Here is a 13,384-nt window from a genome sequence, read left to right as displayed (position 1 = left end):
GGAAGAAAGGCTGGGAAGAGATTTCCTAGCCTTTTTATTATGCCATTTGTTACGCGTTCCGAACATTTTGATCAAGAAATTGGCCTTTTCTTACTTTAGTACTTGTATTCATTCAAAATACATGATATTCTAATTTATATTTAATAATTATACTGAGGTGAAACTATGAATTACTTGATGATGTCCCCCCATTTCCCTAAAAACCTCCAGAATTTCGCAATTCGACTCAAAGAGCGTGGTGTGAATGTATTGGGGATTGGCACAGAGCCCTATGACTGGCTCTCACCAGAGTTACGTGGAAGCCTCACTGAATATTACCGTGTCGAGGATATGGAAGACCTTGATGAGGTGAAGCGTGCGGTAGCTTTCTTAATTTATAAGCATGGCCCAATTGATCGTTTGGAATCTAACAATGAGTACTGGTTAGAGTTAGATGCTGCCTTACGCGAGCAATTCAACGTACCTGGGGTCAAACCTCGTGACTTAGAAAAAACCAAGTATAAGTCAAAAATGAAGAAGTTATTTGAGAAAGCTGGCATTCCAGTGGTGCCAGGTTATCTAATCAAAAATGAAAGTCAACTCAATAAAGCTTTGAAGGAAGCTGGCCTCCCTGCAGTAGCAAAACCTGACCGTGGGGTAGGGACTGCAGCAACCTATCGACTTGAGACCAAAGAAGATGTTGCGACCTTCTTGTCCGAGTGGGACCAATCCATTCCCTATTTTGTGGAACCTTATGTCTTGGATGCGGAGCTCTGCACATTTGACGGTTTAGTTGATGAAAATGGCCAGATTGTCTTCTCAACGAGCTTTGTCTATTCCTTGCCAACCCTAGAATTGATTGAGGGCCAGTGCGATTACACCAACATTGTCCAAAAGGATGTAGAGCCTAAGTTGGCTGAGTACGGCCAGGCAGCAGTTAAGGCCTTTGGAATGAAGGAACGCTTCTTCCATATTGAATTCTTCCGTCGTAAAAAGGGAGACTACGTAGCCATCGAGTATAATAACCGACTGGCTGGCGGTTACACAATCGATCTATATAACTATGCTTATGGTTGTGATCTCTATGCTATCTACGCCGATATCGTAACTGGAAGGCTAGAAGAAATCCCAAGCTATGATCGACATTATGGGGTGGGTATCTCACGCCGTGATGAGTTATCATACGCGCACAATGTTGATGAGATTCGGGCAAGATACGGTGACCGTGTCAAAATGGTTGATCGCTTGCCAGATGCTTTTTCAGCCATTATGGGGAATGAGTTTTTAGTCGTTCTTGCGGATACCCAAGAAGAAGTTGAAGAAGTAAGTCAATATGTACATAAGAAACAAGGAGGACAATAATAAATGCACGTAGAATGGTTAAGTCACTGGAGTGGTCAACTCAATCGCGAAATGCCTCTCAATCGTTATGGTCATGCCGGACTACCGATTGTGGTCTTCCCGTCATCAGGCGGAACCCACAATGAATATGCCGACTTCGGTATGATTGATGCTTGTCGGGATTCCATTGAGGCAGGACGGGTTCAATTTTTCACCTTAGCTAGTGTTGACAGTGAAAGTTGGTTGGCCGACTGGAAATACCCACACGATCGTGCAGAAATGCATCGGGCTTATGAGCGTTATGTCATTAGCGAAGCGATTCCTTTTATTAAGCATAAGACGGGCTGGTTTGATCCAATGATGACGACGGGGTGCAGTATGGGGGCCTACCATGCGCTCAACTTCTTCCTCCAACATCCAGATGTTTTCCGCGGGGTGATTGCCTTAAGTGGGGTCTATGATGCACGTTTCTTTGTAGGGGAATATGGCGATGATGAGGCAATCTATTCTAATTCGCCGAGTGATTATGTCTTCAACCAACATGATCCTTGGTTCCTTGATCAATACCGTCAATCCAATATTATTGTCTGTACCGGGCATGGGCCTTGGGAGCATGATGGTTTACCATCCTTCTATAAGGTGAAAGAAGCCTTAGAAATGAAGGGAGTACCTGCTTGGTTCGACGAGTGGGGTGGCGATGTAGCGCATGACTGGCCATGGTGGCGCGTGCAGATGCCATATTTCTTGAGTCGTTTAGGCTTATAATAAATGAGGCTAGGAGTTTCCTAGCCTTTTTTGTGTGCATTTAAATCTTACAATAGCTTGGCTGATCGTCTGATTTTGGAAAGGAAGATAAAATAGCTAGAAGGAAAGGTGTAAATCAATGAAAAAATAGATGGCGCTTTCATGTAAATAGCATAGAAGCAAGGATTAAAAATGAAGCTAATAGAAAATCAATCATGAAAATAATTTTCTTCATAAAAACACTTGAAAAATATTTTCTTTGGTGTATAATGAAAGCGTAATCAGTTGAAAGACAGAAAGAGAGGTGACAAATTGGATGAATTACTTGTGCTTTGATATTGGCGGGACCTTCATTAAATATGGTCTCTTCAATGAAAAGGGTGAAGCGCTAGGCCAGACTCAGAAGGTCAAAACCAGCGTTGACCAGTATTCTAACCAGATATTGCAACAAGTTCTTTCGATTACAAAGCAGGTTCAATCCCAGGAAAGCCTATTGGGCGTGGCGATTTCAACTGCTGGAGTGGTTGATTCTCGTGACGGGTCTATACGATTTGCAGGGCCCACTATCCCAGGTTATACGGGGACGCCACTGAAAGCTGAAGTGGAAGCACTCACTGGTCTGCCTTGCTATGTGGTAAATGATGTGAACGCAGCTTGTTTGGGTGAATACTGGCAAGCCAGTCGAACAGGCCAGCCACCTAAGTCCATGATATGTTTTACGATTGGTACAGGTGTAGGGGGAGCCATTGTTTTAGATGGACAACTGCTAACCGGTGTGAGCGACATGGCCGGAGAAGTTGGCTATTTGCCTATTGGCAAAGCAGCCTTTCAGGAATTAGCCTCAACAACTGCATTGTTAGAACAGGCGGCTCAAGCGACAGGTGAAAATCTCAGTGGGGAAGCCTTCTTTGACCGCTTGGAAGCAACTGGAGATCCAGTCTTAAGCCAAGTACTCGACCAATTTCTAAATCATTTAGCCACCGGACTTTTATCAGCGATTTATCTACTGAATCCAGAAGTCCTTGTCCTAGGGGGTGGAATTCTAGCACGTGCTGATCTCATTATGCCACGTCTAATGGCAATCTTGGAGCAACGTGTGATTGATCCTCGCTTCCTAACAACAGAGATTCGACCAGCCCAGTCAGGTAACGATGCTGGGATGTTAGGTGCGCTATCTCAACTCATTAAGCTTACTCAATAAGGATGTGATCCCATGGGAGTATTAGAGCGAATTGAAGCCAACTTCGTTCATCTATCACCAAAGGAACAGCTCCTTGCAACCTATATTATGCAAGAAAGTCCCTACTTTACTAACATTACCATTAGCGAGATGGCCAAAGAAACAGGTGTTTCAGCCGCAACCATTACACGCTTTTGTCGTAAAGTAGGTTGTGAGAGCTTTGTTGATTTGAAAATTCAACTGCAAGCCAGTGAAGGGGAGTCGGCAAGCAATCACCAAAATCATGATATGTTCGATACGGTTAGCGAATTCTATAACCGTATCATTCAACGAACATCAGAATTACAATCAGAATATCAGCTTCGTCAGTTAATTCAAGTTCTCTCTCAGGCCAACCGAATCATGGTTTATGGGATGGGGTCCTCGGGGCTAACGGCTCGGGAATTGGCTATTCGCCTGTCACGTATGGGCCTGCCAGCAACGAGTGAGACGGACTCGCATATGATGATTATCTCCAGTACGGTGACACGTTCTAGTGACGTGGTAATTGCCATTAGTAATTCTGGTGAAACAAAGGATGTGATTGATGCTTTAGGCAATGCCAAGCAAAATGGCGCCATTTTGGTAGCTATAACTAGCATGAAGGGAAGTAGTTTGGCTAAGTTGGCCGATGAGACCCTTCTGGTACACAATAGCCGGTTTGTTAATAGTGAGTTTTTCGTCAATACTCAGTTACCGATTTTCTTTCTCATCGACGCCATAACGCTAATGATGCTAGAAAATCCTGTCTTCAGTCAAAATATGCAGAAGACGATTCAAGAAATTACATCTATCAACCAAAAATTACAAATGGGGGAATCAACATGAAATTATCAAAAGTTTTTGCAGCTGCCTTATCTTGTGGGATTTTATTAAACACAGTTGTGACAGCGGCACCATCCGATGTGCGTGCTGAAGAGACAGTAACCATTAAATACTGGAACTTCCCTAACTTTACCAGTGACTCAGAGTTTAAGACTTCTGAAGAATACGATGCAGCCTTGATTAAAGCCTTTGAAGCTAAGAACCCAGGCATCAAAGTTGAATACCAAAAGATCGACTTTACAGATGGTCCAGCTAAAATTGAAACAGCTATCCAATCTAAGACTAACCCTGACGTAATCTATGATGCACCAGGTCGTGTCATCGACTGGGCAAGCAAGGGTTATTTGGCACCATTCAAAGACGTTGATACTTCAAAATTAAATGAATCAGCTGTTAAGGCTAGCTCCTTCGAAGACGAATTGTATCTCTATCCACAAGGGATTGCGCCATTCTTGATGGCAGTTAACACTAAGTTGACTGACAAGTTAGGTGTGACAGACCTCTTGCCATTCGAAAAAGAAGGACGTAACTGGACGCCTGAAGAATTCCAAAAATTCTTAGAAGCTGTTCATGAAAAAGACAAAGACTTAATTCCAACCGTTGTGTATGCTAAATCTGCAGCTGGTGACCAAGGTCCTCGTGCCTTTGTCTCTAACTTATACGGTTCTTGGATTACTAACGATGAAGTAAATAAATACACCATCAATGACGAAAACGGGGTAAAAGCCCTTCAATGGATTCGCGAACAAGCACCTAAAGGCATTATCGGTCAAGGGGCCGCTTTAGAAGCAAAAGATGCTTTGGAATACTTCAAGTCTGGTAAGTCTCCATTAAGTATCTTGGCAAGCCCAGGTCTCTACGCTCAATGGAAATCAGTAGAAGACTTAAACGTTCGCTTCTTACCATTCCCTAACGCTAACAAATCACCTAAGTATGAATACTTAGTAGCAGGTCCTGCAGTCTTCGATAACGGCGACGACAAGAAGATTGAAGCCGCTCAAAAATTTGTAGACTTCATGATCAACGACCCAGAATGGGGTACTCGTACCTTGAAGGCAACTGGTAACTTCTCTGCTCAAAAAGGCGTGAAAGGCCTCTATGACAACGAAGAGTTGAAGTTTGCTGAAGGCTTATCAGATAACTTCGGTGCTTACTACAACACCATTCCAGGTTACGCTAAAATGCGTCCACTTTGGTTCCCAATGCTCCAAGGGGTATTGTCTGGCCAAGGTGATGTAAAAGAATTAGTGGACAGCTACGTAGAACAAGCGCAAGCTACCTACGAAGAAGCAAAATAAGCCACACCATAATCTGAATTCAGAGAGTGCTCGATTTACTGGGACAAATCTAGCGCTACCCGGACCAGGATCTCGCGTGCGACTAATATAAACATCCTACTCCCAAGCGCCCAATATTTTGGACTAGCGGGAGTTTGGGAGTAGTCGTTTATAGTGATCGCGACCTAGGGTAGCCGATTTGTTCCTTTTATTATGAATTATTCTCTCGAAAGGAGATCTCTATGTTAGCCAAATTAAGAAGAAAGTACGACTTTAGCGCCTATCTGTTCATTGCACCTGCTATGGCCTTCTTCCTGACTTTCGTACTCTATCCAATGTTACGCGGGATTTACATGTCCTTGCTCAAGTATAGAGGGCGGAGAGTTAGCTTTGTAGGCTTAGATAACTACACTAAGCTCTTAGGCGACCAGACTTTTATCAAGTCCTTAAGTAACACTATTTTTATCGTAGCAATTGCAGTGCCAATTGTAGTAGTCTTATCACTCTTTATCGCCATTAACATCTATAACAAATCAGCTCATGTACGGAGCTTCTTCCGTGGCGTCTTCTACTTGCCAGCTGTATCCTCAGTTGTTTCGATTACAGTGGTATGGTTGTGGATTTATAACCCAGACTTTGGGATTCTCAATTATATTCTCAAATCCATGAATGTCATTGAAGGTAATGTTCAATGGTTAGGGAACGCCTCTACTGCTATTTACGCAGTCATTGCCGTTCTAATTACGACCAGTATTGGTCAGCCGATTATTCTCTATATTGCAGCTTTAGGGAACGTTCCAGTGGAACTGCTCGAGTCTGCTAAGATTGACGGTGCCAACAACTGGACCATCTTCAAAAACATTATTTGGCCATTGATTATGCCAACGACCCTTTATATCGTGGTGACAACCACCATCAACAGTTTCCAAATCTTTGCCTTAATCCAATTGATGACTTCTGGTGGTCCTAACTATGCAACAAGCACCATCATGTACCAAGTCTACGAGATGGGGATTAAGCAGCAATCCTTTGGCCAAGCCTCTGCATGGGGTGTTGTGCTAGCCTTGATTATTGCTTTAATCTCGGCTGTTCAATATAAATACTTCAACCGCGATATTGATTAGGAAGAGGTGACGATTTAACATGGAATTCAAAAAATTCGGTCTCTACAACATTATTTCCTTCACATTGTTGGCTTTCTTGACCATTTTCTTCATCTTCCCATTCTATTGGATTGCAACAGGTGCCTTTAAGGTTCAAGACGTCGCCATTGCCATCCCACCAGAATGGTTCCCGATGAGCCCAACTTTAGATAACTTCAAATCACTCCTAGTGCCGTTAACTGCACGTTGGTTCTTCAACTCTGTATTCGTTTCAGTGGTAACAACCATCTTGGTCTGCACAACGGCTTCCTTAGCTGGCTATGCCTTAGCTAAGAAACGTTTCCCAGGTGCTGGCTTACTCTTTGCCGTATTTATCGCGGCCATGGCCTTGCCAAAACAAGTTATCTTGATTCCTTTGCTTCAATTGATTACCGATCTCAAGCTTATGGATACCTACCGCGCCTTGATTTTGCCGGCTGTCGGTTGGCCATTCGGGATCTTCCTCATGAAGCAATTCTCCCACTCTGTACCTGATTCTCTCTTAGAATCAGCAGACATTGATGGCTGTGGCGAAATCAAAAAATTCGTCAATATCGTCTTACCAATTGTTAAACCAGGTATTGGTGCCTTGGCTATCTTCACCTTCATTTCCTCTTGGAATGACTATTTCTCTCAATTGGTATTCACTAACTCAGAAACAATGAAGACTTTGCCTTTAGGTTTGGCGTCTATGGCTCAATCTGCTGAGTTCTCACTTAACTATGGGGTCCTCATGGCTGGCGCGCTCTTGGCTTCCTTGCCAATGATTATTGTCTTCCTGATGTTCCAAAGCTTCTTTGCCCAAGGTATTACAGTCGGGGCGGTGAAAGGATAGTGACTACAATGCATCCAACGATTGAACGATTAAAAGGAAAACTGATTATTTCCTGTCAGGCTTTACCTGGCGAACCGCTCTACCGAGAAGAGGGTGGGGTCATGGTTCTCATGGCCAAAGCAGCTATTGAGGCTGGAGCTGTCGGTATCCGGGCCCAAGGGGTTACTGATATTGCCCAGATTAAGGAAGCCTTTGATGTGCCAGTGATTGGGATTATTAAGCGAGCTTATCCAGGCTATGGTTCCTACATTACCGCCACCATGCAAGAAGTGGATGAGCTAGTAGCAGTTGGTTCTGATATTATTGCCTTAGATGCTACCTTACGTGAGCGTGCTGGGGAGACCTTGGATGAGTTCATCGCTCAAATCAAGGCAAAATACCCGAATCAATTGTTGATGGCCGATATTTCCACTTTAGAAGAGGGACTGAATGCTGAACGCCTAGGTTTTGACTTGATTGGGACTACCATGAATGGTTATACGCCGTATACGGAAGGTCAAACAACCGGTCCTAACTTTGAGTTAATGAAAGCTTTAGTGGAACAAACCCATACTCCAATTGTGGCTGAAGGTAAGATTCATACACCAGAAGACCTAGCAACAGCTTTCGCCCAAGGGATTCACACAGCTGTTGTAGGCGGCGCTATTACGCGACCACTGGAAATTGCTAAACGCTTCGTTAGCGTAGTAAACTAAAGAAATGCAAGAAAGAGAAAGGAGTGCCTGATATGACCCTGGAGCAACTGATTATTGGTTGGTTCTTCTATGGTATCTTCTTCATGGGCTTGTCGGTTTTGGCAACCTATCTGATTAACCGAGTAGCCAAGCGTTACTATACGGCGCCACTCATTATCAATGCGGTAGCCATTATTATTCTCATGGGGATGGTCGCCTTAAAACAATTTACGGCAGACATGTTCCTACAGAATTACCTCTTTACTTATATGCCAATTGTGGCGGCTAGTGTCACCTATAATCTGGTACTCTTTCTCATTCGACGTGGGCGACCTCTGCACGATCCTCGCGAAGAAGCCTTAGATACAGATAAATAAGCAATTGTCGGCAAAGAGGAGGTGAAAAGATGATTGTAGATCAATTACAAGGTCTTCAAGAATACAGTGACCGTATTCCCCATATAAAAGCAGCGCTCGAAACATTCAATAGCTTAGCTCAAAAAACTATCGGGCGATATGATTTCGAGGGAGGATACTTCTTCATCCAAGATGGAGAGCTAGGTGCAGTTGATGAATCTCATTATGAAGCCCATCAGAAATGGTTAGACATCCATGTGCCGCTTGAAGGCCATGAATATCTCATTGTGGCCCCTACATGTCAGCTGAATGAAGTCACCGCCTACGATGCCGAAAAGGACATTGCCTTTTTGGATGGTCCAATCCAGACCATTGTTAAACTCTATCCTGGACAAGCCTGTGTGGTATTTCCAGAAGATGCCCATAAGCCGGCCCGTCATTTAGGTCAGGCCAGCACCTATAAAAAGTTAGTCATAAAATTACCGGTTGCATAACCAAAGGAGTCTTAAACGTGTCAAAATTCGATAAGTACAAAGGAATTATCCCAGCCTTCTATGCCTGCTATGACGATGAAGGCAATATCAGTCCAGAACGCACTCAAGCGCTTGCTAAACATTACTTGGAAGTAGGGGTCAAAGGCCTCTATGTTGGCGGTTCATCTGGCGAATGTATCTACCAAAATGTGGAAGAGCGTAAACTAGTCTTAGAACATGTTATGAAGGCAGTTGGTGGCAAGATGACCATCATTGCCCACGTAGCAGCTGCCTCTACGCGCGATTCAGTTGACTTAGCTAAGCATGCGGAAAGCCTAGGGGTAGATGCCTTAGCAGCCATCCCACCAATTTACTTCCGCTTGCCAGAACATTCAATCAAGGATTACTGGAATGCTATGATTGATGCCACAGAGCTTGACTTCATCATTTACAACATTCCGCAACTGTCAGGCTATGCCTTAACTCCTAGCATGTTCAAGTCCATGTTGGAAAATCCTAAAGTGATTGGGGTTAAGAACTCTTCTATGCCAGTCCAAGACTTAATCACTTGGAAGTTGACAGCTGGTGATCGTGAAGTCGTTGTCTTCAACGGTCCAGATGAGCAATTCATCGGTGGTCGTGTCATGGGGGCTGATGGGGGAATCGGTGGCACCTATGGGGTAATGCCAGAACTCTTCTTAGCAGCTAATGCAGCCCTAGAAGCAGGCGATTTAGCCCTAGCCTTTACGATCCAAGGCCGCATTGATGAAATCATCTTCACCTTGGTAAGTGGTAAAGCTAACCTTTATGCCGTACAGAAAGAAATCCTCAAACGCGAAGGCCTCAACTGTGGTTCTGTCCGCCCACCATTAACAGGGGTTGGCCCAGAAGATCTAGCCGTTGTTGACAAGGCGCACGCCATGATCCAAGCCGCTCGGGCGGAATTTGTTAAATAATCACTCACACTATGCAAGACCTGACTACTAGGGAGCTAGTTTTATGCTAGCTACCCTGGTAGCCAGATTTTGTCGTATCAGCAAACCAAAATCCCTATAATTTGGAGGCTTAATATGAGTAAACAAGCAAAAGATCTTTTTGATCGCCGTTCTCGCTTCGCCATTCGTAAATTAGCGACGGGAGTCTTCTCAGTTGTCATTGGACATGTCCTCTTTTTATCACCTCAAACGAGTGTTTCGGCTCAAGAAATCCCTCAATCAAATACAACGGAGTCCATTAGTCAACCTGAAAATGTAAACGTTTCCGAAAAAGTGAATGAGCTTTCTGAAACTAGCAATCCTGAAGAAGTCCCAGCGACTGATGCAAACTCCCCCAAAGCAGAGGAAGAAAGCTCGGTCTCCAGTTCTGAAAAAACTGAAGAGTCCAGCCAACCTCAACGTGATGAAATCGTGCGAGAAGTGGGGCGTGAAAACCAAGTGTTAGACCAAAATGATGTCGCAACCAATCAAGAAAATAATCAACGGGTGGATTTAAGTCAGCATCTTGAAAGTCTGAAAAAATTGACTAACGCCACCATCCATATGGAATTCAAACCGAGTGAGCGGGCGCCACAATTCTACAGTCTATTCTCAGCTTCTAGCAATAAATTTGTGAATGAGTATTTCACCTTAGCCGTTCATAATGGGACTGCCTTGGTGGAAGCTCGTGGTCGCCAAGGTGAGCAGTTTTATGGAAGCTATAGTGATGCGCCCCTTAAAGTGACGCCAGGCCAATGGAATTCAGTGACTTTTACAGTGGAACGTCCAGATCCTAACAAAGAAACAGGAAAAGTTCGCCTCTATGTCAATGGGGTCTTGTCACGAACTAGCCCAGTATCAGGTAAATTTCTAAGTGATATGCCTGATTTGACAGATTTACAAATTGGCAAGACACGTAGAGGATCTGACTTACGTTGGGGTAGTGACTTAACAGTACGTAACTTATCCATTTACAATCGCGCCTTATCACAAGAAGAAGTGGGGGAACGCAGCCAACTATTCAAGCGACAACCTTTACAGTTAGAGCCAGCACCGGGAGCAGAGATTTCTGATAAAAAGGACGTTTTCGAGAGCGGGCATAGTGGTCAACCGAATGCTGACGGAATTGCTAGCTATCGTATTCCTGCTTTGCTTAAGACTGATAAGGGTACTTTAATTGCTTCTGCCGATGAACGACGACTTCACGCTTCTGACTGGGGCGATATCGGGATGGTGGTTCGACGTAGCGAGGACGGCGGTAAGACCTGGGGTGACCGCATCCATATTGCCAACCTACGAGATAATCCTAATCCTGAAAGAGCAGACCAAGCCTCTCCTGTGACAATCGACCAGGTGCTAGTTCAAGATCCAAAAACCAAACGCATCTTCTCAATTTATGATATGTTTCCAGAAGGCCGAGGCATCTTCGGTATGTCTGAGCAAAAGGAAACCATGTACCAGACCATTGATGGTAAGACCTATCAAGTGCTTTACCGTGAAGGTGAGCAGGGACACTACACTATTCGCGAGCAAGGGTATGTCTATGCACCTGATGGAACCAAGACAGACTATCGAGTAGTGGTGGATCCGGTAAAACCAAAATATGAAGATAAAGGGGACATCTACCAAGGTGAGAATCTCTTAGGTAATGTCTACTTTACTAGCAACAAGACCTCACCTTTCCGAGTAGCCAAAGACAACTATCTCTGGTTATCATACAGTGATGATGATGGCAAGACCTGGTCAGCGCCTCGTGATATTACGCCAATGGTAAAAGCCGATTGGATGAAATTCTTAGGAGTAGGGCCAGGGACAGGAACAGTACTTCGGACTGGGCCACATGCTGGTCGCATTATCGTGCCAACCTATTCGACTAACTTTGTATCTCACCTTAGTGGCTCCCAATCTTCTCGTGTCATCTATTCTGATGACCATGGGGAAACCTGGCACATGGGAGAGGCGGTCAATGATAATTTGCCAATTGAAGACGGCACCTTACATTCAAGCACCATGGATGATTACTGGTATCAAAATACAGAAGCTTCAGCCGTTCAACTTGATAATGGGCAGGTGAAACTCTTCATGCGTGGTCTATTTGGCCAGTTGCAAGTGGCGACCAGCTATGATGGCGGTCAGACCTGGGCCAAACAATTGGATTACTATCAAGATGTGCATGATTCATATGTTCAATTAGCGGCCATTTCAACTCACCATCAAGGACAAGAGTATATTGTCCTCTCTAATGCCAATGGGGAAGGGAACTCTCGAAGTGAAGGGACCATTCGTTTAGCTCGAGTAGAATCGGATGGGAGCTTGACTTGGCTTCACCATCGTTTGATTCAGCCGGGCTCCTATGCCTACAACTCACTTCAAGAGGTGTCACCAGGTGTTTATGGGATTCTCTATGAACACAAGGAAGGGACTCAAAATGACTTTACCTTATCCTACAAGACAGTCAATTGGGACTTTATTACCAAAGATCCAGTTCAAGCCAACGAAGTCAAGGCCTTGAATACAGAGCACTATGACAGTAAGATTTTTGCAGTGAACTTTGACCACGAAGTGCTAGTGAATGATTCGCCAGTTTTGACCTTATCAAATGGTAAGACGGCGCGATTCTACACACAACTATCTAGCAAAACCCTACTCTTTAGTGCCGAAACAGTGCATGACAAGGTAAGTGTGACGGGGCTAGAGTCTGGCCATATTGAAAGTTTGCATGGTCTACCAGTCAAGGTTGAAGGTGTTACCTTGCCGATTAGTCCTGCAGACCCCGTGACGCCAGAACCTGACCATCCAACTGATCCGTCAGACTCTGATGTGACAGTACCACTCTATCGTAGCCAAGGAGTCAATGTTACCTACAATCCAGATGGTACTGTAACTTTTGAAGATAATGACAAGGATACGGGGGTTAGTGTCACCATCCCACCAGAAGGTTTAGGCAAGCAAGTAGTGTCTTTACATGTGGGACGTGTTAAGGTGCCTGGGTTACCTGATAATGTCTTAGTCTACGAAATTCAATTCCAAGATAAGGAGGGTCAAGGCGTCCAAATCCAACGGCCAGCCCAAGTATCCATTCCAGTGGATGGGACGGTAGCCAAGGCCTATCATTTAGATGCCCAAGGTATACCAGGACAAGCGGTAGACTTCCGTATGTCAGAAGATGGACGCAAGGTCATCTTGACAGCGCCTCACTTCTCACTCTATGCAGTTGAGGTTGGATCAAAGCAAGCAGATAGAAACCAAACAAGTCAACTTCAGCAAACGCTAGCTGAATCTGGCCTTGCATCTGCTAGTCAGAGCCCTACAGGCAATGCTAATGAGGCAAAACAGGGGCAATTACCAGCTGCTGGGGAGACAAGTAATTTCTTCTTTAGTGCTGCAGCACTCAGCCTCTTAGCTGGTTTAGGGCTTGCAAGCTATAAGCCAAAAGAAACAGAATAATCTTGATAGCTCGGGGGTAGGCTCACCCTTTGGAGCATAACGAATTAAAGACACGACCTTTTCTCCTTTGGTCGTGTCTTTTGTCATTTTGAAGCGCC

General features: G+C 44.5%; 12 protein-coding genes. All 12 read left to right on the top strand.

Translation table 11 applies throughout. The annotated features are described in order from the left end of the window. Positions 1–165: 165 nt before the first annotated feature. Positions 166–1,341 carry an ATP-grasp domain-containing protein gene (locus V7R82_RS06900; protein WP_338542115.1) on the top strand — a complete coding sequence of 392 codons (1,176 nt, stop codon included), beginning with the start codon at positions 166–168 and terminating at the stop codon, positions 1,339–1,341. Positions 1,342–1,344: 3 nt separating this feature from the next. After that, positions 1,345–2,085, top strand: a complete 741-nt coding sequence (locus V7R82_RS06895; protein WP_268445076.1) for an esterase family protein — start codon at positions 1,345–1,347, stop codon at positions 2,083–2,085. Between the two features lie 295 nt (positions 2,086–2,380). Further along, positions 2,381–3,265, top strand: a complete 885-nt coding sequence (locus V7R82_RS06890; RefSeq protein ID WP_338542112.1) for an ROK family protein — start codon at positions 2,381–2,383, stop codon at positions 3,263–3,265. A gap of 12 nt (positions 3,266–3,277) precedes the next feature. Then, entirely contained in the window at positions 3,278–4,111 is an 834-nt protein-coding gene (locus V7R82_RS06885; RefSeq protein ID WP_023391091.1) for a MurR/RpiR family transcriptional regulator, read from the top strand. Then, positions 4,108–5,406: an ABC transporter substrate-binding protein gene (locus V7R82_RS06880; protein ID WP_338542109.1), complete on the top strand. Its 1,299-nt coding sequence runs from the start codon at positions 4,108–4,110 to the stop codon at positions 5,404–5,406. Before V7R82_RS06885 ends, V7R82_RS06880 begins: the two co-directional genes overlap by 4 nt. 221 nt (positions 5,407–5,627) lie before the next feature. Beyond that, a complete protein-coding gene (locus V7R82_RS06875; protein WP_070755241.1) occupies positions 5,628–6,509 on the top strand; it encodes a carbohydrate ABC transporter permease in 882 nt (293 codons plus the stop codon). A 19-nt stretch (positions 6,510–6,528) separates the two neighbouring features. Then, positions 6,529–7,362 (top strand): carbohydrate ABC transporter permease, encoded by an 834-nt coding sequence (locus tag V7R82_RS06870; RefSeq protein WP_023391088.1) that lies wholly within the window; start codon positions 6,529–6,531, stop codon positions 7,360–7,362. Between the two features lie 8 nt (positions 7,363–7,370). Next, positions 7,371–8,057 carry an N-acetylmannosamine-6-phosphate 2-epimerase gene (locus tag V7R82_RS06865; RefSeq protein ID WP_023391087.1) on the top strand — a complete coding sequence of 229 codons (687 nt, stop codon included), beginning with the start codon at positions 7,371–7,373 and terminating at the stop codon, positions 8,055–8,057. 32 nt (positions 8,058–8,089) lie between these two features. After that, positions 8,090–8,413, top strand: a complete 324-nt coding sequence (locus V7R82_RS06860; RefSeq protein ID WP_023391086.1) for a hypothetical protein — start codon at positions 8,090–8,092, stop codon at positions 8,411–8,413. A gap of 29 nt (positions 8,414–8,442) precedes the next feature. Next, positions 8,443–8,886 carry a YhcH/YjgK/YiaL family protein gene (locus V7R82_RS06855; RefSeq protein WP_338542105.1) on the top strand — a complete coding sequence of 148 codons (444 nt, stop codon included), beginning with the start codon at positions 8,443–8,445 and terminating at the stop codon, positions 8,884–8,886. A 17-nt stretch (positions 8,887–8,903) separates the two neighbouring features. After that, a complete protein-coding gene (locus V7R82_RS06850) occupies positions 8,904–9,821 on the top strand; it encodes a dihydrodipicolinate synthase family protein (protein WP_338542103.1) in 918 nt (305 codons plus the stop codon). Between the two features lie 114 nt (positions 9,822–9,935). Further along, positions 9,936–13,286 carry a sialidase family protein gene (locus V7R82_RS06845; RefSeq protein ID WP_338542102.1) on the top strand — a complete coding sequence of 1,117 codons (3,351 nt, stop codon included), beginning with the start codon at positions 9,936–9,938 and terminating at the stop codon, positions 13,284–13,286. Positions 13,287–13,384 lie beyond the last annotated feature (98 nt).

This window comes from Abiotrophia defectiva ATCC 49176 (assembly GCF_037041345.1).
Lineage (GTDB): Bacteria > Bacillota > Bacilli > Lactobacillales > Aerococcaceae > Abiotrophia.
The sequence above is the reverse complement of the archived record's forward strand: the minus strand, read 5'-3'. Positions and strand labels throughout refer to the sequence as shown.